Source organism: Aureimonas sp. AU12 (assembly GCF_001463705.1).
Lineage (GTDB): Bacteria > Pseudomonadota > Alphaproteobacteria > Rhizobiales > Rhizobiaceae > Aureimonas.
In genome coordinates, this window is the sequence record NZ_BBWH01000043.1 from 79496 (window position 1) to 104105 (window position 24610).

The 24610-nt window shown below is 67.5% G+C and carries 25 protein-coding genes; 15 read left to right on the forward strand and 10 right to left on the reverse strand.

The window, feature by feature from the left end; all coding sequences use genetic code 11:
- Nucleotides 1-2: 2 nt before the first annotated feature.
- Together rfbD and AUL33_RS17235 are read left to right on the forward strand one after the other, a co-directional pair.
- Nucleotides 3-893 carry a dTDP-4-dehydrorhamnose reductase gene (gene rfbD / locus AUL33_RS17230; protein WP_062211053.1) on the forward strand — a complete coding sequence of 297 codons (891 nt, stop codon included), beginning with the start codon at nt 3-5 and terminating at the stop codon, nt 891-893.
- Nucleotides 890-1831 (forward strand): rhamnan synthesis F family protein, encoded by a 942-nt coding sequence (locus tag AUL33_RS17235; protein ID WP_062211056.1) that lies wholly within the window; start codon nt 890-892, stop codon nt 1829-1831. The genes rfbD and AUL33_RS17235 overlap by 4 nt, the downstream gene beginning before the upstream one ends.
- A 6-nt stretch (nt 1832-1837) precedes the next feature.
- On the opposite strand, the gene AUL33_RS17240 is transcribed toward AUL33_RS17235, so the two are convergent.
- Together AUL33_RS17240 and AUL33_RS17245 are read right to left on the reverse strand one after the other, a co-directional pair.
- Nucleotides 1838-2992, reverse strand: a complete 1155-nt coding sequence (locus AUL33_RS17240; protein ID WP_062211060.1) for a DegT/DnrJ/EryC1/StrS aminotransferase family protein — start codon at nt 2990-2992, stop codon at nt 1838-1840.
- A gap of 180 nt (nt 2993-3172) precedes the next feature.
- Nucleotides 3173-4297, reverse strand: a complete 1125-nt coding sequence (locus tag AUL33_RS17245; protein WP_082652694.1) for a glycosyltransferase family 4 protein — start codon at nt 4295-4297, stop codon at nt 3173-3175.
- Nucleotides 4298-4566: 269 nt separating this feature from the next.
- On the opposite strand from AUL33_RS17245, the gene AUL33_RS17250 reads away from it, so the two are divergent.
- From AUL33_RS17250 to AUL33_RS22290, 8 genes are all read left to right on the forward strand, one after another.
- Entirely contained in the window at nt 4567-5046 is a 480-nt protein-coding gene (locus AUL33_RS17250) for a TspO/MBR family protein (RefSeq protein ID WP_062211066.1), read from the forward strand.
- Between the two features lie 109 nt (nt 5047-5155).
- Complete coding sequence (locus tag AUL33_RS17255) at nt 5156-5917, forward strand: SDR family NAD(P)-dependent oxidoreductase (protein WP_062211070.1); 762 nt, start codon at nt 5156-5158, stop codon at nt 5915-5917.
- Between the two features lie 125 nt (nt 5918-6042).
- Entirely contained in the window at nt 6043-6906 is an 864-nt protein-coding gene (purU, locus tag AUL33_RS17260) for a formyltetrahydrofolate deformylase (protein ID WP_062211438.1), read from the forward strand.
- 562 nt (nt 6907-7468) lie between these two features.
- Nucleotides 7469-8506 (forward strand): LacI family DNA-binding transcriptional regulator, encoded by a 1038-nt coding sequence (locus AUL33_RS17265; RefSeq protein WP_062211073.1) that lies wholly within the window; start codon nt 7469-7471, stop codon nt 8504-8506.
- Between the two features lie 163 nt (nt 8507-8669).
- On the forward strand, nt 8670-9419 hold the full coding sequence (minC, locus tag AUL33_RS17270; protein WP_062211075.1) for a septum site-determining protein MinC: 750 nt from the start codon (nt 8670-8672) through the stop codon (nt 9417-9419).
- 60 nt (nt 9420-9479) lie between these two features.
- Complete coding sequence (minD, locus tag AUL33_RS17275) at nt 9480-10295, forward strand: septum site-determining protein MinD (protein ID WP_062211078.1); 816 nt, start codon at nt 9480-9482, stop codon at nt 10293-10295.
- Nucleotides 10292-10564, forward strand: a complete 273-nt coding sequence (gene minE / locus AUL33_RS17280) for a cell division topological specificity factor MinE (protein WP_062211081.1) — start codon at nt 10292-10294, stop codon at nt 10562-10564. The genes minD and minE overlap by 4 nt, the downstream gene beginning before the upstream one ends.
- A 64-nt stretch (nt 10565-10628) precedes the next feature.
- Nucleotides 10629-10793, forward strand: a complete 165-nt coding sequence (locus AUL33_RS22290) for a hypothetical protein (protein WP_156419466.1) — start codon at nt 10629-10631, stop codon at nt 10791-10793.
- Nucleotides 10794-10887: 94 nt separating this feature from the next.
- On the opposite strand, the gene AUL33_RS17285 is transcribed toward AUL33_RS22290, so the two are convergent.
- The gene (locus tag AUL33_RS17285; RefSeq protein ID WP_062211084.1) at nt 10888-12261 is read right to left on the reverse strand and encodes an aspartate aminotransferase family protein; all 1374 of its coding nucleotides are present in this window, start codon (nt 12259-12261) and stop codon (nt 10888-10890) included.
- 222 nt (nt 12262-12483) lie between these two features.
- Complete coding sequence (locus tag AUL33_RS17290) at nt 12484-13383, reverse strand: ABC transporter substrate-binding protein (protein WP_244492332.1); 900 nt, start codon at nt 13381-13383, stop codon at nt 12484-12486.
- Nucleotides 13384-13623: 240 nt separating this feature from the next.
- On the opposite strand from AUL33_RS17290, the gene AUL33_RS22295 reads away from it, so the two are divergent.
- Nucleotides 13624-13794, forward strand: a complete 171-nt coding sequence (locus tag AUL33_RS22295) for a hypothetical protein (protein ID WP_156419467.1) — start codon at nt 13624-13626, stop codon at nt 13792-13794.
- A gap of 170 nt (nt 13795-13964) precedes the next feature.
- Nucleotides 13965-14309: a RidA family protein gene (locus AUL33_RS17295; protein ID WP_062211091.1), complete on the forward strand. Its 345-nt coding sequence runs from the start codon at nt 13965-13967 to the stop codon at nt 14307-14309.
- Nucleotides 14310-14374: 65 nt separating this feature from the next.
- Here the strand turns inward: AUL33_RS17295 and AUL33_RS17300 are convergent, their stop codons facing one another.
- A complete protein-coding gene (locus AUL33_RS17300) occupies nt 14375-15223 on the reverse strand; it encodes a sugar phosphate isomerase/epimerase (RefSeq protein WP_062211441.1) in 849 nt (282 codons plus the stop codon).
- 216 nt (nt 15224-15439) lie between these two features.
- Here AUL33_RS17300 and iolG point away from each other — a divergent pair, with 216 nt between their 5' ends.
- Nucleotides 15440-16420 carry an inositol 2-dehydrogenase gene (gene iolG / locus AUL33_RS17305; protein WP_062211444.1) on the forward strand — a complete coding sequence of 327 codons (981 nt, stop codon included), beginning with the start codon at nt 15440-15442 and terminating at the stop codon, nt 16418-16420.
- A 66-nt stretch (nt 16421-16486) separates the two neighbouring features.
- Here iolG and AUL33_RS17310 read toward each other — a convergent pair whose 3' ends face one another.
- Together AUL33_RS17310 and AUL33_RS17315 are read right to left on the reverse strand one after the other, a co-directional pair.
- On the reverse strand, nt 16487-18031 hold the full coding sequence (locus AUL33_RS17310; protein ID WP_062211094.1) for an undecaprenyl-phosphate glucose phosphotransferase: 1545 nt from the start codon (nt 18029-18031) through the stop codon (nt 16487-16489).
- A gap of 150 nt (nt 18032-18181) precedes the next feature.
- Entirely contained in the window at nt 18182-18742 is a 561-nt protein-coding gene (locus AUL33_RS17315) for a polysaccharide biosynthesis/export family protein (RefSeq protein ID WP_062211097.1), read from the reverse strand.
- A 189-nt stretch (nt 18743-18931) separates the two neighbouring features.
- Here AUL33_RS17315 and AUL33_RS22840 point away from each other — a divergent pair, with 189 nt between their 5' ends.
- Entirely contained in the window at nt 18932-20968 is a 2037-nt protein-coding gene (locus AUL33_RS22840) for a hypothetical protein (RefSeq protein WP_244492315.1), read from the forward strand.
- A 12-nt stretch (nt 20969-20980) separates the two neighbouring features.
- On the opposite strand, the gene AUL33_RS17325 is transcribed toward AUL33_RS22840, so the two are convergent.
- On the reverse strand, nt 20981-21193 hold the full coding sequence (locus AUL33_RS17325; RefSeq protein ID WP_062211104.1) for a DUF2842 domain-containing protein: 213 nt from the start codon (nt 21191-21193) through the stop codon (nt 20981-20983).
- Nucleotides 21194-21447: 254 nt separating this feature from the next.
- On the opposite strand from AUL33_RS17325, the gene AUL33_RS17330 reads away from it, so the two are divergent.
- Complete coding sequence (locus tag AUL33_RS17330) at nt 21448-22542, forward strand: COX15/CtaA family protein (RefSeq protein ID WP_062211107.1); 1095 nt, start codon at nt 21448-21450, stop codon at nt 22540-22542.
- Between the two features lie 43 nt (nt 22543-22585).
- Here AUL33_RS17330 and argC read toward each other — a convergent pair whose 3' ends face one another.
- Together argC and speB are read right to left on the reverse strand one after the other, a co-directional pair.
- Nucleotides 22586-23509, reverse strand: a complete 924-nt coding sequence (argC, locus tag AUL33_RS17335) for an N-acetyl-gamma-glutamyl-phosphate reductase (protein ID WP_062211110.1) — start codon at nt 23507-23509, stop codon at nt 22586-22588.
- 91 nt (nt 23510-23600) lie between these two features.
- The gene (speB, locus tag AUL33_RS17340) at nt 23601-24575 is read right to left on the reverse strand and encodes an agmatinase (protein WP_062211112.1); all 975 of its coding nucleotides are present in this window, start codon (nt 24573-24575) and stop codon (nt 23601-23603) included.
- Nucleotides 24576-24610 lie beyond the last annotated feature (35 nt).

Consider the following 24610-nt stretch of genomic DNA (forward strand, 5'->3'; position numbering starts at 1 on the left):
CGATGCGCCTTCTCGTCACCGGCCGCAAGGGCCAGGTCGCACAGGCCCTTCTGGGTCTGGCGTCGGCCGGTCTCGAGGTCGTCGCGCTCGGCCGCCCGGTGCTCGACATCACCGACCGCGCCTCGATCGACCGCGCCATCGCCGAGCATCGGCCCGACGTCGTGGTGAGCGCCGCCGCCTACACGGCGGTGGACAAGGCGGAGAGCGACGAGGCCGCCGCGTTCGCGGCCAACCGCGACGGCGCGGGTCATGTCGCGGCCGCGGCCGCGGCGGCAGGCCTGCCGGTGATTCACGTCTCCACCGATTACGTCTTTTCCGGCGAAAAGCCCCAGGCTTATCTTGAAGACGATGCGACGGGGCCCCAGGGCGTTTACGGCCGGTCGAAGCTTGCGGGCGAGGCGGCGGTCGCGGCGGCCAATCCACGCCATGCGATCCTGCGCACGGCCTGGGTCTTCGGGCCCTATGGCAACAATTTCCTCAAGACGATGCTGCGCCTCGCCGAGACGCGAGATGTGTTGAAGGTGGTCGGAGACCAGCAGGGCACGCCGACCTATGCGCCCGACATCGCCGCGGGCATCGTGGCGGTTGCGGAGCGGATGGTCGCAGGGCCGGACGAGGCGGCGTCGCACGGCGTGTTCCACATGGTCGCCGGCGGCGAGACGACCTGGGCGGGGTTCGCCGCCGAGATCTTCGCGCACTCCGCCCTCGACGGCGGCCCGAGCGCGCTCGTCGAGCCGATCACGACGGCCGAGTATCCGACCCCCGCCAGGCGGCCCGCCAACTCGCGCCTCGACACCGCGCGGTTTCGACGGGCCTTCGGCCATGAGTTGCCGACGTGGCAGTCCGGCGTCGAGCGCTGCCTCGCGGCCCTGAGGGCGAACGCCGCAGCATGAGCCCGACCGTTCCCGTCGTCTTCGTCCATGTCCACTATCCCGATGTGTGGGCCGAAATGGCCGGGGACATCGCGGCCGCCTTCGATCGCCCCTTTGGCCTCGTGCTGACCTGCCGGGACGCTTCGATGGATCTTGCCGAGGTGAAGAGCCCGCATCTGACTTTCACGCGCCGGCTGACGGTCGAGAACCGGGGACGTGACGTTCTGCCCTTCATGGCGGCCCTGCGCGATCTCGGCCCATCCTTCGCCTTTGGCCTGAAGCTCCACACCAAGCGCTCGATGCACCGCGACGACGGCGAGGACTGGCGGCGGTATCTGACGCAATCGCTGCTGCGCCGCGGATCCGGGACGGGACCGGAGGCGCTCGATCTCATGGAGCGCGAGCCGCGGATCGGACTTGTGGCGCCGCATGCCCATCTCCTGCCGCTGGCCGGGCGGATCGTGCTGAACGGCCGGATCACCCGCAAGATGATCGCCACGATGCGGCTGCCGCTCACACTCGACGATCTCGAGACGCGACGCTTCACCGCGGGCTCGATGTTCTGGTTCCGGCGCGAGGCGGTGATGCCCTTCGCCAACCCCGACCTGCCGAAATTCTTCAAGGCCGAGCGCGGACAGCTGGACGGCACGGCTGCGCATGGCGCCGAGCGGCTGTTTGCGGCCGTGGCCGAACTCGAGGGAACGCTGGCGACGGCGACCGAGGCGGTCGGCCCGATCCTGGCGGTGCTGGACGCCGGGCCGGTGGAGCGCGCGCAGCTTGCGGCCATCTCGGACGCGGCGATGAACGAGGCGCGCAACCCGTTCATCCTGCCGATGGCGAAGTTCTGGCGCCAGCACCGCCACGCGCTCGTCGTGGCCCATCACGCCTACAACTACGCGCCGAAGCCCGTCTGGAAGCTGGCCCGCAGCCTCCTGAAGCGGTTCACGGTCGACCGGTAGCGAGGCTCAGACCGCCATGCGGCCGAGCGCCTTCAGCGACTCCTCGACCGCCGCGATGATGCGGTCCTGCGTGGTCTCGTCGAGATAGGCGTGCATCGGCAGGCTGACGACCTCGGTGCACAGCTGGTCGGTGACGGGCAAGCCGTTGCCGCCGACGGGCCAGTGGCGGTAGGCGGTCTGCTGGTGAAGGCCTTTTCCGTAATAGATCACGGTGGGAACGCCGCGTTCCTTCATCTGCGCCATGAAGGCGTCGCGCCGCCCGCCGGAAACGCGGATCGTGTACTGCGCCCAGGTCGAGACCACGTCGTCGGCAATCGTCTGCGGCGCGACCGTGCCTGCGAGGCGTTCGCCGTAGCGACGGGCGACGCGCATGCGGGCCTCGATCTCCTCGGGGAAGATCGCGAGTTTCTCGACGAGCACGGCCGCCTGGAACGTGTCGAGCCGGGCGGTGAGGCCGAGGCGCACGTTGTCGTACTTGTCGGAGCCCATGCCGTGGATGCGGATCGAGCGCAGGATCGCGGCAAGCTCGCTATCGTTCGTCTGGATCGCGCCGCCGTCGCCGTAACAGCCCAGGGGCTTGGCCGGGTAGAAGCTTGTTGCGACGACGTCCGCCCATTCGCCGGCCATCTTGCCGCCGAGCGTCGAGCCAAAGCCTTGCGCGGCATCCGAGATGATCTTCAGGCCGAACTCGTCGGCGACCGCGCGGATCGCCGGATAGTCGGCGATCTGGCCAAAGAGATCGACGGCGATGATCGCGCGCGGCGTGAATCGCCCTTGCGCGATCGTTTCGGCGACGGTGCGGCGCAGATGGGCGGGGTCGATATTGAACGTGCCGGGCAGTACCTCGACGAAGACCGGCGTCGCACCGGCCAGACCCACGACCTCGGCCGTGGCGGCGAACGTGAAGCTCGGGCAGAACACCGCGTCGCCCGCACCGACGCCCCAGGCCATGAGTGGCATCAGCAGGGCATCTGTACCCGAGCCGCAGGTGATGGTTTCGCTCATGCCGCCGAAAGCGGAGAGCCCGGCTTCCAGCTCGGCGACGTCAGGCCCCATGATGAAGGAACCCTGGTCCATGATGCGGCCGAGCCGCGCCTCGACCCGCGAGCGGATGCGGTCGCGCTGCGTGGCGAGATCGATGAACGCAATCGGCTGGGTCATGGCATGGATCCTTGGCAAGGGAGGCGCCATCCTCGTGTGGGCGGCGGCGTGGTCCCCGTTTTTCGAACGGCTACCGGTTTCCGGCCTTGGATTCAAACCCCTGCGCCGTCATCGCAGCATCACGTTTGGCGCTCGCGCCCGCAGCATCGTGATCCCTGCGCGGGTCTTGGAGCCGGCAGATCAGCTGGCGAGCATCGAGCGATAGAGCCCGGTGACGGCCGCCTGCACGTTGTCCTCCGTGTAGCCGTCGCGGACCCGCTCGGCTGCGGCGGCCCCCATCCGGGCGACGCGGGCGCGATCGCCCGCCAGCGCCACCAGAGCGCGCGCGAAGGCCGGCACGTCGTCCACCGGCAGGATGAGCCCGTCGATGCCCTCACGCACGAAGCTGCGGCAGCCGGGAACGTCCGTCGTCAGCGACAGGCGCCCGCTCGCCGCCGATTCGAGGAGCGTGCGCGGCAGGCCCTCGCCGCCGCGTGAGGCGAGGCCGGCGACGTGGTGATCGCGCCAGACGCCCGCCGCGTCGTCGGTGCGCCCGTGCCAGCGGATGCCCGGGCGGCGCGACCACGCCTCCAGCGTCTCGGGCGGGATGGCCTTGGGGTTCGACGGGTCGGGCTCGCCGTAGAGCGACAACGTCACGTCGGCGCCGCCGCGCCGCGCCTGATCGACGGCCTCCACGATGACGTCGACGCCCTTCGACCACAGCATCCGCGCGATCACGGCGACCCGCAACGTGGCGCCGTCCGGCAGGGGCATCGAAGGATAGGCGAGGGGGTCGATGCCGGCACCGCCGAGGATGAGGACGTCCGATCCCTCCGGGTCCAGCCCGAGCAGCACGGGATCGTCGCGGTTCTCGAAGACGAAGCGGGTCCGGGACGTGCGCAAGGGCCCACGCAGAAGGTGGCTGATGAGCGCGCGCGCGCGCCGCGCGCCGCCGTCCTGCCGCGCGCCGAGGAAGCCGAGGCCGGTCAGCGCGTAGATTCGGCGCGGAATGCGGGCGAGCGCAGAGGCTGCGCCGCCGACGAGGATGGGCTTCAGGGAAATGCAGTGGACGATGTCGGGCTTTTCGCGACGCAGGATCGCGGCCAGCCGCGTCACCGTGCCGGCGGCCGCCAGGGGATTGAGGCTGCGTCGCTCGGCTTCGAGCGGCTCGAGCCGCGCGCCGGTCGCCAGGATCGGTGCGGCATGCTCGCGCACGCGAGCAATCACCACGACATCGAGCCCCATCGCCACGGCGGCGCGGGCCATCGGCAGGAAGTGCGATGCGAAGAACCAGTCTTCGGTGACGATGAAGGCAAGTTTGGACAAGGGGACCGAGGCGCTGGAAGCGATCCCCAGCGATTAGCCCGTCGCTACGCTCAGTGAAAGGGCGCGGTGCCTCGCGGCCGGCAGGTTGGCGGCGCACGGACGATTGTCGTGGTCGATGCGACGCAACGGCGCCTTGTCCATTCGCGGTCTGGCGGGATGGGCCGGGGTGGCGTAGCAACTTGACGGAATGGCTGCCGGCGCCGGCAGCCATTCCGGATCGCGGCGCCCGACGGGTGGCGAGCCCCAACGAATTCAAGGGAGGAGATGCCATGACCGGATCCTCGCTCGTCGCCCTCGGCGGCTTCCTGCTTCTCTCGCTGCTCGTCGCCACGAGCGGCATCCTGTTCAAGCCCGGCGCGTGGTACGAGGGCTTGCGCAAGCCCGGCTGGACGCCGCCCAATCTCGCGTTCCCGATCGTCTGGAGCGTGCTCTACGTGCTGATGGCCGTCAGCGGCTGGCTGGTCTGGCGCGAGGCCGGCTTGACGCTCATTCCCTTCTCGATCTTCGCCATCCAGATGATCCTGAATTTTCTTTGGTCGATGTTCTTCTTCGGCTGGCGACGACCCGATCTCGCTTTCATCGACATCGTTCTCCTCTGGCTGGCGATCGCGGTGACCATCGTCGCGTTTTGGCCGACCAGCCCGACGGCGGCGTTCCTGCTCGTGCCCTATCTCCTCTGGGTCACGATCGCTTCGGCCCTCAACCTCTCGGTCTGGAACCTCAATCGCGGCCGAGGCGTCTTCGCCTAAGCGATCAATTGTCGGAGGAATGACGCTGTCCGGCTTGACGGACCGGCGCGCCTCGGGCCAATCGCCGATGCGAAGCGGCGAGGTCCGCGCCTGACATGGGACTGTTTCGATGAACTTTGCCACCTATCCGAGCCTTCGCGGCAAGCCCGTCTTCGTGACCGGCGGAGCATCCGGCATCGGCGCCGACGTCGTGCGAGCCTTCGCGGCGCAGGGGTCGAAGGTCGGCTTCGTCGACGTCGACGGGGCCCGCGGTGCATCTCTCGCCGCCGAGTTGAAGGGCAGCGAGGGCGAGGTCGCCTTCGAGGCCTGCGACCTCAAGGATATTGATGCGCTGAAGGCGGCCTTCCACCGGCTGGAAGCGGCGGTCGGCCCGGCCGAGGTGCTCGTCAACAACGCGGCGCGCGACGACCGCCATGGCTGGGAAGACGTGACGCCGGACTATTACGACGAGCGCATCGCCACGAACCTTCGCCACATGTTCTTTGCGACCCAGGCCGTCGCGCCCGGCATGATCGCGGCCGGCGGCGGCTCGATCATCAATTTCGGCTCCAACTCCTGGTGGCAGGCGACCGGCAACATGCCGGTGTATACGACCGCGAAGTCCGCGGTTCACGGCATGACGCGCTCCTTCGCGCGCGACCTCGGCAAGCACCGGATCCGCGTCAACACGGTGGTGCCCGGCTGGGTGATGACGGAGCGCCAGAAGGAACTCTGGGTCACCGAGGAGGCGCTGAATGCCAATCTCGAGCGCCAGTGCATTCCGGTGCCGCTGGAGCCGGTCTATCTCGCCCGCATGGTCCTGTTCCTCGCCTCGGACGACGCGGCGATGTGCACGGCGAACAACTACATGGTCGAAGCCGGCTCGATCTGAGCGTATCGGGTAACGCGAACGAGAGAGCGTCGCGTGCGCCCTCGTTCGCGTCGCTTGCGTCGCTATCGGCAGGATGCCGTATCGGCTATTCGCTCGGCCGACCCGTCCTGCCGGAGATGCGAATCGTGCCCGCCGAAGAGTTCATCCTGTCGCTGTCCTGCCCGAACCGCCCGGGCATCGTCGCCGCCGTCTCGCGCCATCTCTTCGACAACGGCGCGGACATTCGCGAAGCGCATCAGTTCGACGATCCCGAGACCGGCAAGTTCTTCATGCGGGTGCGGTTCGCCATCGTCGAGACAGTGGTGACGATCGGTAGCCTGACGGCGGGCTTCGGCACCATCGCCGAGCGCTTCTCGATGGACTGGCGCATCCTCGGCACCGCTGGGCGCCAGAAGGTGCTGATCCTCGTCTCGCGCTTCGACCATTGTCTCGCCGATCTCCTCTACCGCTGGCGGATCGGCGAACTGCGCATGGACATCGTCGGCATCGTCGCGAACTATCCACGCGAGACCTACGCCCATCACGATCTCGACGGCATCCCCTTCCACTACCTGCCGGTGACGAAGGAGACGAAGCGCGAGCAGGAGGGGCAAATTCTCTCGATCGTCGAGGAGACCGGCACCGATCTCGTGGTGCTCGCCCGCTACATGCAGATCCTGTCCGACGAGATGTCGACGTCGCTGTCGGGCCGCTGCATCAACATCCACCATTCCTTCCTGCCCGGCTTCAAGGGCGCCAAGCCCTATCATCAGGCTCACAAGCGCGGCGTGAAGCTGATCGGCGCCACCGCGCATTACGTGACCGCCGACCTCGACGAGGGGCCGATCATCGAGCAGGACGTCGAGCGCATCTCGCATCAGGACAGCCCGGACGATCTCGTGCGCAAGGGCCGCGACATCGAGCGCCGCGTCCTGTCGCGTGCCATCGCCTGGCATCTCGACAACCGCGTCCTCCTGAACGAGCACAAGACGGTCACCTTCCGCGATTGATGACCATTGGACAGGCGTCGCACCGGCCGCGCTCGCCTGCGGCCGGCGATGGCTGTCAAAGCTCGGCCCGCTGTCTTCGCCGCAAGCCTTGGCGGCCCAAGCCCCAACGTCCGAGCCGCCTTGCGGGGCACAGACGGCCAAGCGCCGGTCGAGCCCGGCTGGCCTTGGTGTCGTCCGATGCGCGCAGTGGCGCCGAACCGTCTCGATCGCTGAAAGTAGGGCTTTCGGTATCCGATGCCCTCGGCTGACCCGAGCGCTCGACATCGCCGTGCCGATTGAACGGCCATCCAACGCAGCTCTCCAGCGTCTTCGAACTTGGTCGTTTCGGGCGGAAAGCGGTCACTCTCGTGGCCCTCTCGCGCTTCTTTGCCGTCTCGCTAAGTCAGCCGAACGACCGCCGCGACCACGTCAGCATTCCGTGGTAACGTCTTGTCACAAAGCAGGCATTCGATTCGGCTTCGCACGCGGCACAGCCGGTTTCAACGGTCTCCTGAACTTCTCGACGCTCTGAGTAGCGCGTCGTCGAACGATCGTTCAGAGCCTGAGCGGTCGAAAGTGAGACATGGACCGACTACGTCATCGCACGATGGAGGAACTGGCCAAGGCCAGTGGCATTTCTCGTCCGACGCTCTCCAAGTATTTCGAGGATCCGCGCAGCGTGCGGGTCTCCACGCGGCAGCGGATCGAGGCCGCGCTCGAATTGTCGGACTACCAGCCGAACGTCTACGCCCGGAACCTCAACCGCAAGCGCACACGCAACATCGGTATCCTCGTTCCGCACATGACCGACCCGTTCTATGCCGCGCTCGTAGCCCGCCTGGAACGCCAGTGCGCGGCAGAGGGCTACTGGCCAATCGTCATCTCCTCGCACGGTTCGCCCGAATCGGAGGAGCGGGCGATGGCGCTGCTCCAGTCGGCGAAGGCGGCGGGTCTCATCCTGGCGCCGCTCGGCCACGGTCGTCTGGGCGAGATCGTCGCTGGGCTGCGCGGAGACATTCCGATCGTCTATTGCGATGTGGCCGCGGACGACGAGCATCCGGTCGTGCGCACCGACAACGTCCAGAGCATCGACGTGATGGTGGACTATCTCTGCCGCACCGGCGCGCCACCCGCCTATTTTGAGGTTCCCGACGTCAACAGCAATTCGCGCGAGCGCCGCGCCGCCTATATCGACGCCATGGAGCGCTTCGGGGAGGAGCCCCGGTTCATCGGCGCGGTCCGCCTGAACGACTGGGACCTCGAGCAGAGCGCCTACGAGGCCATGCTCGCGGCACTCGACGCGAGCAGCCTTCCGTACCAGACGATCCTCTGCAACAACGACCGGACGGCGATGGGCGTCCTGGCGGCCGCGTTCAAGCGGCGCGTCTCAGTCGGGCGCCGCAAGGGTAACACGTTGCGCATCGCCGGCCATGACGACCAGCCTCTGGCCCGCTACACCTGTCCGCCGCTGACCACCATGGCGCAGGATCTCGACGGCATGGCCGAGCGCAGCGTCTCCATGCTGCTCGGCATGATCGGCGACGAGCATCCGGACCGTATCCGCCAGCCCGTCGGCAACGTCATCCTGCCGGCCCAGCTGATCATGCGCCAGTCCGCCTGACAGGCGAGAGCCGCGCGCGTCGACCATCGTCGCCTCGAAAAATTCGCCCGCTTCGGTGGCGTTGCGGCCGACTTCGCGTATCAGTTCCATCCGTCGAACGAAGAATTAACCCTCGGTTAAGCCTGAGGGTCTTAGATCAATTTGAAACGAAGCATTAACGAAGATGACCGAGACCTTACCCATTCGCAAAGCGGTCCGTCTGCGCGGCCGATCCTTTCTCGCTCTCGTCCTGTCGCCCGAACTTCCCTTCGGCGACTGGCTGAAGCAGCTCGACGACCTAGCGAAGCGGTCCACCGGCTTCTTCCTCGGCCGGCCGATCGTGCTCGACGTCGCGGGGCTGCCGATCACCCGCGAGCAGCTCGCCGACCTTCTGGCGGAACTGGGCAAGCGCAACGTGCGGGTGATGGGCATCGAGGGCGCGCTGCCGTCGATCATGTCGCCCGGCATGCCGCCGGAGATGCGCGGGGGGCGCAACGCCGCCGACATCGAGGCACCCGACACTGCGGACGCGCCGAAGCCCGGCGAGGCGCCGACCGCGACCACCGCGCCGGCCGCGCCGCGCTTCGTGGCGCCGGCGGTCACGCCGTCGCTGCTCATCGACACGCCGGTGCGTTCGGGCCAGTCGATCATCTTCCCGGAAGGGGACGTCACCGTCCTCGGCTCGGTCTCCTCCGGCGCCGAGGTCATCGCCGGCGGCTCCATCCACGTCTACGGCGCTTTGCGCGGCCGGGCGCTCGCGGGGTCGGCAGGCAATGCCAACGCCCGCATCTTCTGCCGCAAGCTCGAGGCGGAACTCATCGCCATCGACGGTCTCTACAAGACCGCCGAGGATCTCGATCCCAAGATGCGGGGCCAACCGGTCCACGTCTGGCTCGACGATACCGTACTAAGGACCGTCGTCCTCGCATCCTGATCCCGTCATGACGACGGGACGCGCGGGCGCAATGATTGCAACGAGAGAGGAAGGCCGCACATGGCTGAGGTGATGGTCGTGACATCGGGCAAGGGAGGCGTCGGCAAGACGACGTCGACGGCCGCCCTCGGGGCTGCGCTGGCCCAGGCCGGCCAGAAGGTCGTGGTCGTCGATTTCGACGTCGGACTGCGCAATCTCGACCTGGTGATGGGCGCCGAGCGCCGCGTGGTCTACGACCTCATCAACGTGGTGCAGGGCGACGCCAACCTGAATCAGGCGCTGATCCGCGACAAGCGGGTGGACACGCTCTGCCTGCTGCCGGCCTCCCAGACCCGCGACAAGGACAACCTCACCGAGGCCGGCGTCGACCGGGTGATGGACCAGCTGCGCGAGATGTTCGACTGGGTCATCTGCGACAGCCCGGCCGGCATCGAGCGCGGCGCCACGCTCGCCATGCGCCACGCCGACCTCGCGGTGGTCGTGACCAACCCGGAAGTCTCGTCCGTTCGCGACAGCGACCGGATCATCGGCCTTCTGGATTCCAAGACACTTCGCGCCGAGAACGGCGGGCGCATCGAGAAGCATCTGCTGCTCACCCGCTACGACGTCGCCCGCGCCGAGCGCGGCGACATGCTGAAGGTCGAGGACGTTCTCGAGATCCTCTCGATCCCGCTTCTCGGCATCGTGCCGGAAAGCCCGGAAGTGCTGCGGGCCTCGAACCTCGGAACTCCGGTAACCTTGAGCGACGCGCAGAGCGCGCCCGCCCGCGCTTATGCGGATGCGGCACGCCGGCTCATGGGCCAGACCGTGCCGATGTCCGTGCCGACCGACAAGAAGGGTCTCCTCGGCAAGTTCTTCGGCCGGAGGGCGGCATGAGCCTTTTCAACTTCTTCAACAAGCGACCGCCGAACACGGCGCCCGCGGCCCGCGAGCGCCTGCAGATCCTTCTCGCCCACGAGCGGGCGGAGATCGGCCAGTCCGATCTCGTCGCCGTGCTGCGTGAGGAGATCCTCGCCGTCATCGCGCGCCACGTTCCCATCAACCGGGACAAGGTGAAGGTGAAGATGGGGCGCGGCGAACAGATCTCGACGCTCGAAGTCGATATCGAGCTGCCGCAGACGGCGGGACTGGCAACCGCCCACTGACGACTGCCTCGGCTGCTTCGCCTATGCGCCAAGCCGCCGAGCTTATGGAAACAGGAGACAAGCCATGAGCCGAGCCGAACTCCTCGTGCGCCTTCAGCACGTGCAGAGCATGCCCCAGATGCAGGGGCGCAACATCCGCAGCATCGCGTCGATCCTCTCGACCGAGGCGTTGAAGACGCATGTCGAGGTCTGCGAGGCGCAGGCCGAAAAGACGGCGCCGAAGCAGTAGCACGGCGTTCGCGGCTCGCCCGCGCCACCATCCAGATAGAAGGCCGGCGCCCTCGCGGACGCCGGCCTTCTTCGTTTGCAGGAAAGGCGCGGTCTCAGTTCGCGGCGAGATAGGCCTGCGTATCGGCCAGCGCACGCTCGAAGCGCGCGACGGTCTCGACGACCTCTTCCGGCGTGATGATCAGCGGCGGGCAGAAGGCGATCTGGTCGCCGATCGCGCGCAGGATGACGCCGTGCTCGTGTCCGAAGCCGAACAGCGCGGCGCCCGCCTTGCCGACGGGATCGAAGCGCGCCTTCGTCGCCTTGTCGGCCACCAGCTCCACCGCCGCGATCAGGCCGACGCCGCGCACTTCGCCGACGAGCGGGTGGTCGCGAAAGCGGGCGAGCTCGCGCTGGAGGACTTCGCCCGACGCCTTGGCATTCGCCACGAGACCGCGCTCCTCGATGATGGCGAGGTTCTCGTTGCCGACGGCGCAGGCGACCGGGTGTCCCGATGCCGTGAACCCGTGGCCGAACGTGCCGATCTTCGCCGTGTTGTCGGCGATATCCTGGTAGATCGCATCCGAGAAGAGGATCGCGGCCAGCGGCTGGTAGGACGAGGTGATTTGCTTGGAGACCACCATGACGTCGGGATCGATGCCGTAGTAGTCGCAGGCGAAGGTGGTGCCGAGGCGTCCGAAGCCGTTGATCACCTCGTCGGCGACGATGAGGATGTCATGGCGGCGGCAGACCTCCTGCACGCGCGCCCAGTAGCCCTCCGGCGGCGGCATCACACCGCCAGCCCCCATCAGCGGCTCGCCGATGAAGGCGGCGATCGTGTCGGCACCAGCGGCCTCGATCGTGTCTTCCAGTTCCTGCACCAGCCGGTCGACGAAGGCCGCCTCGCTCTCGCCCTCAAGGCCCTGCCGCCAGTAGTGCGGGCAGGTCAGGTGCTTGACCGGAATGGCCGGGAGGTCGAAGTCGCGGTGATTGGTCGCGAGGCCCGTCAGCGAGCCGGATGCGATGGTGATGCCGTGATAGCCGCCCTGCCGGGCGAGGAAGGTCTTCTTCTCGGGCTTGCCGCGCGCGTTGTTGCGATACCAGACCATCTTGACGACGGTGTCGTTGGCTTCCGACCCCGAGTTGGTGAAGAAGACCCGCTGCAGACGCTCGGGACTCATCTGCACGAGGCGTTCCGCCAGTTCGATCGCCGGCTCGTTCGATTTGGACGAAAACGAGTGGTAGTAGGGCAGCTTGGACATCTGCCGGTGCGCGGCATCGGCCAGTCGCGGCTCGCCGAAACCGACCGCGACGCTCCAGAGGCCCGCCATCGCCTCGATGTATTCCTTGCCGTCGGTGTCGAAGACCCGGATTCCCTCGCCGCGATCGATCACGATCGGGCCGGCGGTCTCGTGCTTGCGGGCATTCGTGGCGGGGTGGAGGAGATAGCGCACGTCACGCGCCTGGATGGAGTTCGGGAGCGCCGACATGCGTCTGGTCCTTCCGGAAACGGCTGGGCTTGAAGCCCCGAGAGGCGGCGTGTCGGCAAGTCTCCGGCACGACCGATCCTCTCTTCTACTCACCGCCCGCCTGTGAGCGCCACCCCTTCCAGATGCATTTGCAACGGGTGCCGTCGCCGCCCTCCGGTGACGCTTGCAGCTCGCTTTTGAGAGCGGCGGCGGCCGGCTCGGCTCCGGCCGCCGCCTCAAGCGCTACTTGATGAAGGACTTCGACTTCAGATAGTCCTCGGCGACCGCCTTGGCCGGCTCGCCGCCGAGCTGCACACGCCCGTTGAGCGTCTGCAGCGTCTCGAGATCGAAGGACTCGAAGATCGGCTTGAGGACCTCCGCGATCTTCGGGTTCTCGGTCAGCACCGCCTCGCGGATGATCGGTGCCGGCTGATAGACCGGCTGCACGCCCTTGTCGTCGTCCATGACGACGAGGCCGGACGGCGCGATGCCGCCATCAGTGCCGTAGACCATGGCCGCGTTTACGCCGTTGGTGTTCTGCGCCGCCGCGGCGATCGTCGCCGCCGTGTCGCCGCCCGAGAGCGTCAGCAGCTGCTCCGGCTTGAGCGTGAAGCCGTAGGTGCTTTGGAACGAGGGCAGGGCGGAAGCCGAGTTGACGAACTCCGACGAGGCCGCAAGCTTCACGTCACCGCCCTTGGCGACCCACTGGCCGAAGTCGGACAGCGTCGCGAGTTTTCCCGCATCGGCCGCATCCTTGCGCACCGCGATGCCCCACGTATTGTTGGCGGGCGAAGGCGTCAGCCAGACGATCTTGTTGGCTTCCATGTCCAGCGATTTGGCGGCCTCGTAGGCCTTGGCCGCATCCTTCCAGAGCGGATCCTCGGCCTTGTTGAAGAAGAAGGCCGCGTTGCCGGTGTACTCGGGATAGATGTCGATCTCGCCGGCCGTGATGGCCTTGCGGACCACCGGCGTGCCGCCGAGCTGGATGCGGTCGGTGGTCTCGATGCCGGCATTCTGCAGCGCCAGCAGGATGACGTTGCCGAGGACGCCGCCTTCCGTGTCGATTTTCGACGAGACGACCACCGGAGCTGCGAGGGCGGACGTGGAGGCGAGGGCAGCGACGCAGGCCGCCGCAATCAGGATGGGTCGCACGAGGTCACTCCGCTCTGTTTTCATGCCGCGGATGCTTCCCCATGAAACCCCGCCGAACACTCAAGTTTCCAGCGACGAAACTGGAGCGCGCTGGCCAAACCGCAACCTGTCCAGCATCCAAGGTCCTCATCGTCCGTCGTTGAAAAGTTCATGGAACCTTAAAAGTTTCTGGAACCTCAATGAATCGAAGATGTTTACCCCGCTCGCGACCGATGATGAGCGGGGACCCAGATGAACGCGTCGGATATCGTAAAAGCTCTCGAAAATGGGCTGATCACGGCTTACGAGGCCTTGGAGCAGGCGCAGGTCGACACGGTCGATGCGCTCTACGAGCGTGCCGCCAATGCTCGCCAGTGGTCGAGAGGCGATTCCTTCATGCATGTGGGACGTGGGCTGAAGTAGGCCCGACGCTCAGGTCAGCCGAAGCGCTGACTCTTTTTGGTCGCAAACCCAATCGCTTGTCGGCGCGCTCGTGCAACACGCTTGAGCGGTCGCCGTATCTCGACGCATGGATGGCATCCTCGTATGACAGCACGGCAATTGAACCGTGTTCAGCATTCGAGGAGTCATCCATGAGCATTCGCCGCATCGAGCCGGGCCGCCGCATGAGCGCCGCCGTCGTCCATGGCGGGACCGCCTATCTCGCCGGTCAGGTCGGCGAACCCGGCGACGATGTCTCGGCTCAGACGAAGACGGTTCTTGCCCATATCGACCGGCTTCTGGCGGAAGCGGGAACCGACAAGTCCAAGCTCCTTCAGGCGACCATCTGGCTCGCCGACATGAAGGACTTCGGCGCGATGAACGCGGTGTGGGATTCCTGGGTCGATCCGGCCAACCCTCCGGCCCGCGCTACCGGCGAATCGAAGCTGGCCGGGCCGGAGTATCTCGTCGAGATCATCGTGATCGCCGCCGTCTGATTTCAGACCGGTCTTTGGCCTGCGCTCGACTCTCGGTCGGGCGCAGGCCGTTCAGCCCAGTTCGCTCAGATCAGGCCGTATTGCTTGGCCTTGTTGCGCAGGAAGGGCAGTCCTTCGCCGAGGACCTCCTCGCGTGCCGGCGCCACGGGGCGCCAGACGGAGAGAGCCGCCGCGATCTGCGGCGGGACGGTGATGAAGCTTTCCATCGCCATGCCGCCCTTAAAGCCGATGGCCGCGAGCGCAGAGAATACCTCGTCCCAGGCCACCGTGTCGGCCCCTGGCGTGCCTCGATCGCTGGCCGAGAGGTGGATGTACTTCAGGTGCTCGCGTGCGGTCAGAATGCCGTTGGCGATGCCCTTTTCCTCGATGTTCATGTGATAGGTGTCGAGGTGGACGAAGACGTTCGACGCGCCGACGCGCTCCACCATGTCCACGGCTTGGCGCGCCGTGTTGAGGATATGGTTCTCGTAGCGGTTCACCGCTTCCAGCCCGTAATCCATGCCGAGCGTCCTGGCGTAGGCTGCCGCCTTCTCGACGACGCGGGCGGTGGATGAAATCTCCGCCTCGGTCGGCGCAACGCCGGTCCGCTGGCCGATCGCGCCGTAGATGACGCCGCTCATGGCCTTCGCACCGATCGCGTGCGACTTGTCGAGCGCCATCTTGAGAAATTCCAGCGCCCCGTCCGGGTTGTCGGTCGGCAGCTTGTCGAGCGGCAGTCCGAGCGAGCAGACGCACTCCACTTCGTTCGCTTCCAGAAGGGCGCGGGTGTGCGCGGCATCCACGCCTTCGGGGTCGAGCATGGTGATCTCGAGGAAGTCGATGTCGTATTTGACGGCTTCGGGAATGGCGAACTCGGCCGCCTCCCTGTTCCACTCCATCGCCCACATCGCCGTGTGGACCCCGAACCCGCTCACATTCGTCATCGCTCTGTTCCTCCCTCTGGGCGGTCGGCGTGTTCTCCCCACCGAGTCGGCCCGATCCTGCGTTTATACTCCGCCATGCGCCGCCTCGCCCACCGGCCCCGTGCGGTTCGTACGAATGAAATGAAAACGGTTCCGTCCGCGCCAGCGGATTGAATGTTCCAAACATCGCGGCTACGGATCTGGGACGCTGGAACGAGGGAGATGGCGATGATCAGATTTGGGCTCTTGGGTGCGGGACGCATCGGCCAGATTCACGGACGCAACATCGCGGCCTCGCAGGCCGCGCAACTGGTCTTCGTCTCCGATCCGATGGGGGAAGCCGCTCAGCGTCTGGCATCGGCGACCCACGCGCGCATCGCGGGGCTGGACGAGGTCGTCGCCTCCGACGAAGTCGACGCCGTGATCATCTGCACGCCCACCGATACGCATGCCGAGCTGATCGAGCGGGCCGTGGCGGCCGGCAAGGCGGTGTTCTGCGAGAAGCCGGTGGATCTCTCGTCCGATCGCATCCGCGCCACGCTCGGCAAGATCGGCGATGCGCCTCTGATGATCGGCTTCAACCGCCGCTTCGACCCCAACTTCGCCTCGCTGCGCCATCGCATCCAGGACGGCGTGGTCGGCGAGGTCGAGCTGGTGACGATCCTGTCGCGCGATCCGTCGCCGCCGCCGGTCTCCTACATCGAGCGCTCGGGCGGTCTGTTCCGCGACATGATGATCCATGACTTCGACATGGCGCGCTTCCTCGTCGGCGAGGAGTTCACCGAGGTGCAGGCCACCGGTTCGGCGCTCGTCGATCCCGCCATCGGCACGGCGGGCGACGTCGACACGGCGGCGGTTCTCCTGAAGACCGCGAGCGGCAAGATCTGCCAGATCTCGTGCTCGCGCCGCGCGACTTACGGCTACGACCAGCGCATCGAGGTCCACGGGTCCAAGGGTCTGCTGAAGGCCGAGAACGTGCCGCAGACGACCGTGGTCTTCGCCAGCGAGGCCGGCGTTTCCGCCGATCCCGTCCAGAACTTCTTCCTCGAGCGCTACGCTCGCGCCTACGAGCACGAGCTGAACCACTTCATCGACTGTCTGGCCAGGGGCAACGCGATGCAGCCGAGCGGCGAGGACGGTCTTCGCGCGGGCATTCTGGCCGATGCCGCGACGAAGAGCGCGCAGGACGGCACGCTCGTTCGCATCTGAAACGGAACGAGGGTGCGGACCCGACCGGATCCGCACCCTCGTTCCGTCGATGCCGATAGGGCGTCGTCAGTAGGCGCCGTCGCTTTTCAGGAGGCTCATCGGCGTCTTCGCGAGGATCGCGACGTCCATGAGGATCGACCAGTTCTCGATGTAGTAGAGATCGTGTTCGAACCGCTTCTGCAGCTTCAGGTCGTTGTCGATCTCGCCGCGCCAGCCCTTGATCTGCGCCCACCCGGTGATGCCGGGCTTCACCTTGTGACGGCCGAAATAGCCGTCGACGATTTCCGTGAAGGTGGCGTCGGCGCTGGAGCGCGCGTGGACCGCGTGGGGGCGGGGGCCGACCAGCGCCAGTTCGCCGGTGATGACGTTGAACAGCTGCGGCAGCTCGTCGATCGACGTGCGGCGGATGAACCGCCCCACCTTCGTCACGCGCGGATCGTCCTTCGTCACCAGCTTGCGCGCGGTCGGGTCGGCCATGTCGTGGCGCAGCGAGCGGAACTTCCAGACGTTGATGACCTGATTGTTGAAGCCGTGCCGCTTCTGCCGGAAGAAGACCGGGCCGGGCGTATCCACCTTGATCGCCAGCGCGGTCGCCAGCATGATCGGCGACAGAAGAAGCAGCGCGACGCTGCCGACGGTCACGTCGAGGACGCGCTTGGCGATCAGGTCCCAGTCGGCCAGCGGCCGGTCGAACACGTCGACGAGCGGCACCGAGCCGACATAGCTGTAGGAGCGGGGGCGGAAGCGGAGGTTCGCCGACAGCGCGGAGACGCGGATGTCGAGCGGCAGAACCCAGAGTTCTTTCAGGATCGCCAGGATGCGCTTTTCGGCCGAGAGCGGCAGCGTGACGATCAGCATCTCGATTCGGGCAAGGCGGGCGAACTCGGTCAGTTCGGCGACGCTGCCGAGCTTGGGATAACCGGCGACGATCGGCGGCGAGCGGTCGTCGTCGCGGTCGTCGAAGATGCCGCAGATGCGGATGTCGCTGTCGGCCTGCTTTTCGAGGCTGCGAATGAAGGCTTCCGCCGCCGTGCCGCCACCGACGAGCACGGCGCGCCGCTCCATCACGCCGTTGCGGGCCCAGACGCGGATGCGCTGTCCGAGGACCGTGCGCGCGAGGGCGAGAACGCCGGCGGAAAGGCCAAGCCAGATCGCTGCCCATCGCGCGGTGAGGTCGAGCGGTGCGCCGATCGACAGGGCGCCGCCGGCGAAGACGCTGGCCGTCAGGAGGAGCCCCGTCGCCATGCGCGCGATCTGGGTGCGCCGCGAACGAAGCTGCACGAGATCGTAGCCCTGGAACAGCTCGATCGAGATGATGCAGAGCCCGGCGACCACCGCGGCGAGCGCAAGCGCGACGGACAGCCGGCCCTGCAGGTGATCGGCCCAGAGCAGTGTCGCGAGGCCGGCGCCCGTCAGGAGAGCGAACTCGGCGATGCGGTAGAGACTCGAGACGAGGCGCGGCGAGAGGGCTTCGTGCGACAGCTGCTCGGCCGCCCGCTGCGCATGCGCCCCGAGGACGATCGGCGACTGCGGCCGCGGCCCCCCGTCGTGCTGGAAGGTGCGAACGGCTTCCCGCCCGAAGAGGGCCAAATCCTGCTGTGTCGTCGCCATCGCCGATCCTGTCGCCTGGCCGCTGGCCGGCGCTGCGCGCGCCGGCTCGGTCCCGGCTTCGAGCGATACCGAAGAAAGGCTAAAACATGCTGAGGGCGACGTGCGGTATTTGAACGATGCGGCGCGAACGACTGATGTTGCAAGGCGTCCTTAGAAAAGGCGCTCGCGCACGCTGACGGTGTCGCCGGGCAGAACCGGGTCGGAAACGAGGACCCTGCCCGTGATGACCTGCCCGTTGACCTGCCGGGTGATGTCGACCGTGCGGTGATCGGCACGCGGCGTGAAGCCGCCGGCGATGGCCACCGCGTTCTGCGCGGTCATGCCCGGAACGTAGGAATACTGGCCGCCCGTGGTGACCTCGCCCATGATGAAGAACGGCCGGTATTGATCGACCTGCACGGAAACGTCGGGGTTGCGCAGGTAGCCGTTGCTGAGCGCCGCCGCGATGGCGGTCTGCACGGCCTCGGTGGTCTTGCCCCGGGCGGGAACGGATCCGACGAGGGGGAGGGCGAGATAGCCGGCCTTGTCCACCGCATAGACGTTGGTGAGGCTGTCCTGCTCGAACACGGTGATGCGAACCCGGTCGCCGGCATCGAGGCGATAGGGCTGGTTGAGAGCGGCGTGGAAGGCGGGCGAGGGGGGCGGCGCGCTCACGCAACCCGAAAGGGCCGCGATGCAGAAGCTCGCAAAGGTGAGCATGCTCGCGCGCATGACGTTCTCCGTGTTCCGGCGGTTCCCCACGGGAAGGTGGGGCTTCGACGTCATGGTTATCGTGGGTTAAGGTTAATCCTCCGTAAATCGTCCGCCTTCTTGCTGCCCGGTCCGCAGTCTTTATCCTGACAGAGGATGGACTCGGGCAAGCATGAGGTCCCGGAACGTCTTGTCGCGAAGGGCAAGAGCATGAAGCCACCGAAGGCGGACGACCGCACAGGATCCACCATCCGGCAGGCGTTGCGCCGCCATGGGCGGCTGGTCCTCGCAGTGCCCGCCACCTTTGCGCTGGCGGCCTTCTTTGCCGTCTCGCTCGTGCCCCCCGTCTACCGCGTGTCGATCGAGCTTCGGGGCGACGCCGGGCTCGCCGAACGCTGGCAGGCGGATGCGCCGGCCTCGATGCAGGACGAGGGAACGGGATCGGCGGGGGCGCGGCCCAATCTGTCCGCCCTTCGGCAGGTGTCCGACTGGATCGATGGCGATGCGACCCTGTCGCAGATCGTCTCCACCACCGATCGTGGGATCCGAACCGAAGCGCCCGACCGGATCGTCGTTTGGGTCGAGGCCGGGTCCGCCCGCGCGGCTGGCGAACAGGCCGATGCGATCGCGGATCTCGTCGCCCGGTCGGAGGCTATGGCGCCGGGGCCGGCCGCGGCACCGGCACCGGACATCGAGCCCACCCCCCTTCCGGTGATCGAGCCGGTGGCGGCAGTTCCCGCCGCCTTGCCAGCCTGGAGTGCGGTGCAGGAGCAGGCGCGGGGCGCCCGAACGGCCGCCGCTGCCTCGATGGCCGCTCTCGACGCGTTCCTTGCCGATCCCGCCAACGGGATGCAGGACGGCGACGCTGCGATCGGGGAGCGGTTGTCCGACGCGCAGGCCCGCAGCGAGCGACTGCGCACCGAGGGCCTGCGGTTGCGCGCAGCGGCGCGTGAGGCGCGGACGGGGTCAGTCCAGCCCGATGCGGGACCTCCGGTCGAGGCCGTGGCCGGTTGGGCCGATCTCGAACGGCTGGCACGTCAGCGCCGCGATCTCGGCGCCAGCGTCGACGAACTCGGCCGCACGCTGCTCGACGGCCATCCCCGCATGGCCATGGCGCGCCTGCGCCTCGCCGATCTCGACGGCTCCCTGCGCACGACCGGCACTGCCGTCGCCCGCACGCTGGACGAGGGGGCCGATGCACGCGCTGATCAGGCCGCCACGGCCGACCGCGAGGCTGACCGCTTGCGGGCGCGCCGCAATGAACTGGCCGATATCGCGCTTCGCCGCGCCGCCCTCGAACGCCAGATGACGCTCGATGCCGACGTGGCGGGCAAGCTGGAAGCGGCCCTTGCCGCCTCGGAACCGACGGACGCTGCGCCGGAACCGCTGCCGACCCCTGCAGCGATCGCTCCGCCGGAGCCCGAGCTTGCCCGTGCGGCGCCCGCCGTCGAGCTGACCCGGACGCTGCTGCCGATGGAGACCTTGCATCCCTCGCGCTGGCCGACAGTGGCGGGGTCGGCCTTGGCCGGGCTGGCGCTCGCGCTGCTCGGCGTGGCGGCAACCGGCCTGCGCCGTGGGACCCGTCCGCCCCTCGGTGCGGCCGATCCCGTAGTTGAGCCCCTGCCGCTCCGGCGACCCGTGCCGAAGACGGTGGCGGGCGAACCCGGCGACACCGCGGGCCTCGACATCGCGACGGTGGACGACGTGATCGACGCGCTCATCACCAGCGGGATCTCGCGGGCGCTGCTGATGGTGCCCATGGCATCGCCGCGCCCTGTCGGTGTCGATATCGTCCGGCGTCTCGCCCTGCGGGGCCAGTCCGCCGCCATCGTCGATCTATCAGAAGACCAGACCGCCGCGCGCGCGATGGGTGCCGGCGACGACGCGCCTGGAATCACCGACCTCATCGAGGGCGATGCGACCTTCGCTGGGATCGCCCGGCGGGATTTCGCGACGCGCGCCGATATCGTGCCCGGCGGCCGCCATCCGCCGACCTCGAAGCTGGACACAATCGCCGAGCGTCGCAATGTCCTCGATTTCATCGAGCGCAGTTACGAGACACTGCTCATCGATTGCGGCCGCATGTCCCCGGCCGGCGTGAAGGCGTTGAGCGACACCGATGCGGCTTTGCTCATGGCAGTTCAGGGTGCGAGTGCGGACGAGGTGACGGCGGCGGTTCGTGATCTCCGCGAGGCGGGGCTCGACGATGTCATCCTCGTTGGCGACACACGCTCGGTGCCCGCCTGATCGGCCTTCCCGTCAGCGACGGCGGGGTTCGCGTTCCATCCACCGGATGACGAACATCGCAGGGACGATCCAGAGAAGGCCGGTCACCAGGAAGTAGAGGAGATGCACGTAACCCGGTGCGTCGCCGAGATAAAGCGAGGCGTAGGCCGTCGCGAAGACTGCGTAGACGATGACGAGCGCCAGAAGGATCACGACGCCGAGGAGCTTCTTCAGTCTGACGGGCATGGGGTCGCGCCTTCGATCAACACGGCATGGGCGCCGCCGACCGGGTATGACGCCGCCGTCCTTCGAGATCAACCTGCGACGAGAGCGCCCGGCGGCCCCGACGCTCTTGCCAAGGCGGTCGTGGGGCTTCAAACCGACCATCTACGGCCGAGGCGACGCCCGCCCGGTCTTCGGACGTGATCGTGGTCTCCCGAGGCCCGATAGGACACAAGGATCGGAGGGCCTGCCGACAGGCGGCGCCGCCGAAGATGCCGATGAACACGATCTCTCTCGCCGACCGAACCGATGCGAGGGCGCTGCCGCGCAAGATCCTCGCCGACCGCGCCGCGATCCGCTTCTGGCTCTACGCCATCGCAGGTCTGATCCTGGCGCTCGTCGTGGTTGGCGGGGCCACGCGTCTCACCGAATCCGGCCTGTCGATCACCGAGTGGAAGCCGATCCACGGCATCGTGCCGCCCCTGTCGGAAGCCGAGTGGATCGAGGAATTCCAGCTCTACCAGCGCATTCCGCAGTATCAGGAGCTCAACCGCGGCATGTCGCTCGGTGAGTTCAAGACCATCTTCTGGTGGGAATGGGCGCATCGCTTTCTGGCCCGCGCCGTCGGCTTCGCCTTCGCGGTGCCGCTGGCCTTCTTCTGGATCAGCGGGCGCGTCGAGGGCTGGCTCAAGCCCCGCCTCGTCGGGTTGCTGGCGCTCGGCGGCGTGCAGGGCGGCATCGGCTGGTGGATGGTGGCATCCGGCCTCAGCGTGCGCACCGATGTCAGCCAGTACCGGCTCGCCATCCATCTGACGACCGCCTGCGTCATCTTCGCCGCGACGCTCTGGATCGCAAGGGGACTCGTAACGCGCGAGCGCGAAGCGCCTCCGACGCGCCATTCGATCATCGTCGGTGGGCTGATCGTCTTCCTGTCGCTCCTGCAGATCTATTTCGGCGGTCTCGTCGCGGGCCTGAATGCGGGCCTTGCCTTCAACACCTGGCCGCTCATGGACGGCAGCCTCGTTCCCGGCAATCTCCTCGTGATGACGCCGGCTTGGCGTAACTTCTTCGAGAACGTGATGACCGTGCAGTTCGTGCACCGCTGCGGAGCCTATCTCCTGTTCACGGTGGTGGTCGTCCATGCGATCGCCGCATGGCGCATCGCGGCCGGTACCCGGCATGCGACCGGCGCACTGCTCCTGGCGGGGCTCGTCACCGTGCAGGCCATGCTCGGTATCACCACGCTGCTCCTGCATGTTCCCATCAGCTGGGCGCTGCTGCATCAGGCCGGCGCGCTCGTCGTGCTGGCCGGCGCGGTAATCCATGCGCGGGGCCTCACGGGCGCCTATCCCGCGCCCGCCATCGCGATCTGATAAGATTGCCGACGCCGCCGACCTGCGGCGTCGGCAGTCGCGCTCAACCGCGCAGCATCAGGTCCATGTTCTGGACGGCGGCGCCGGAGGCGCCCTTGCCGAGATTGTCGAGGAGGGCCACGAGATTGGCCCGGCCGCCATCCTTCGAGCCGAAGACGAAAAGCTTCATCGCATCGGTGCCGGCGAGCTCCGTCGGATCGATGCGCTTCAGCGCGGCCGTCTCGGCCGTCGATGCCACCGTGACGACATTCTGCCCCGCATAGTGCGCCTCAAGGGCACCGTGTAGATCGGCGGGCGAGACGCCGCTCGGCAGATGCAGCGGCACCTGCACGATCATGCCCTGCGCGAACTTTCCGACCGAGGGCGCGAAGATCGGATCGTCGCCGAGGAGTCCGAAGGTGCGCATTTCCGGCAGGTGCTTGTGCGCGAGGTCGAGGCCGTAGAGGAAATGCGGCGAGGCGATGTGATCCTCGCGCGACGCGTCCTCCATCTGCGCGATCATCTGCTTGCCGCCGCCCGTATAGCCGGACACCGCGTTGACGGTGACCGGATAATCTTCGGACAGAAGCCCAGCCATGCGCAAAGGGCGCAGCAGCGCGATGGCGCCGGTCGGATAGCAACCGGGATTGGCGACGAGCCGCGCGCCCGCGATCTTGGCGCCCTGCGCCTCGTCCATCTCGGCGAAGCCGTAGGCCCAGGCGGGATCGACGCGGTGCGCGGTGCTGGTGTCGATGATGCGCGTCGAACCGTTGCCGGCCAGGAAGGCGACGGCCTCGCGCGAGGCGTCGTCCGGCAGGCAGAGGATCGCGATATCCGCCTCGTTGAGGAGATCCTCGCGCATCGCGGCGTTGCGGCGCTCCGCTTCGGGGATCGACAGGAGGTCGACATCGGCGCGGCCCGCCATCCGGCTGCGGATCTGCAGGCCGGTGGTGCCGTGTTCGCCGTCGATGAAGATACGCGGTTTCATGAAGCGTCACCCGTGCGAGGAGGAGCGGGAAATCGTCCTCTCGGCGGCTTCCTTCGCACGGAGCCGCCGTCGCATTCAACCATGGGGGCGGCTACGACCTGGCACGCGTCGCTTTCCGCTCGGCGAGGATCCCCAGCACATACATCGCCACCGTCGACCCGGCGATCGCCGTGATGTCGGAATGGTCGTAGGGCGGGGAGACCTCCACCACGTCCGCGCCGACGATCGGAAGGGTCTTCAGGTGGTGCAGCACCGCCAGCATCTTGGCGCTCGACGGGCCGCCCGCGACCGGCGTGCCGGTGCCCGGCGCGAAGGCGACGTCGAGGCAGTCGATGTCGAAGCTGAGATAGCAGTTCGCACCGTCGGTTCGCGAGAAGATGCGTTGGGCGATCTCGGCGGAGGTCAGATCCTCCACCTCGTTGCCGTGCAGGATCTCGATGCCGCAAGTCTCCGGCGCATGCGTGCGGATGCCGACCTGGATCGAGGTCGCGGGATCGATCAGCCCGTCCCTGACCGCTGCCGTGACGAAGGACCCGTGATCGACGCGGGTGCGGCCGTCCGGCGCGGTGGCCAGAGGCCAAGTGTCCTGGTGCGCGTCGAAATGGACGAGAGCGAGCGGCCCGTGGCGCTCCGCATGCGCCTGCAGCAGCGGATAGGTGATCGAATGATCGCCGCCGAGGGTCAGGAGAAAGCCGGTACGCGCCAGAAGGCCAGCGGCTTCCACGCGCATCGTCTCGTGCGCGGTTTCCGGCAGGCGGTAGTCGAGCAGGCAGTCGCCGTAGTCCACGACGCTCAAGGCTTCGAAGAGATCGGCATGGAAGGGATATTGCGGATCGTTGTCGAAGATCATCGACGCCCGGCGCAGCGCCTGCGGCCCGAAGCGGGTGCCCGGCCGGTTGGAGACGGACGCGTCGAACGGAATGCCCCAGACCGTCACGTCCGAGCCCGCCGGGTCCTTCGTGAAGCGCCGCCGCATGAAGGAGGGCGCGCCCGCGTAGGTCGGGTCCGACGCTGCGCCGAGCGCCTGCGTCGCCGTGAAGGCGTGATCGATCGACTGGCCGGCCATTGGGAACTCCCTTGTCTCGTCGCCTGCCTAGCGAG